Here is a 282-nt window from a genome sequence, read left to right as displayed (position 1 = left end):
AGCAGGTCGGCACCCCCGACGAGATCTACGACCATCCGGTCTCGCCTTTCGTCTACGGCTTCATCGGCCAGTCGAACTGCCTGTCGGTCACGCTGCAGAACGGCGAGATCTGGTTCGAGGACCGGCCGATCGGCTTGCGCGCGCCGTCCGAAGCCGACGGTCCGGCCAAGCTGCACTTCCGCCCGCACGACATCGAGCTGATCGACGGCTGCGGCGGTTGTCTTGCCGGCCTCGTTGCCGCCAGCCGCCGGGTTGCCGGCACCCGCCATCTCGAACTCGACC

Annotated in this window: 1 pseudogene; it reads left to right on the top strand. The window is 68.1% G+C overall.

Annotation, left to right across the window (positions count from 1 at the left end):
- Positions 1-282, top strand: a pseudogene (locus L981_RS32900) (sulfate ABC transporter ATP-binding protein); the annotation flags it as partial.

Origin of the sequence: Ensifer sp. ZNC0028 (assembly GCF_000799055.1) — a bacterium.
GTDB lineage: Bacteria > Pseudomonadota > Alphaproteobacteria > Rhizobiales > Rhizobiaceae > Ensifer.
The sequence above is the reverse complement of the archived record's forward strand: the minus strand, read 5'-3'. Positions and strand labels throughout refer to the sequence as shown.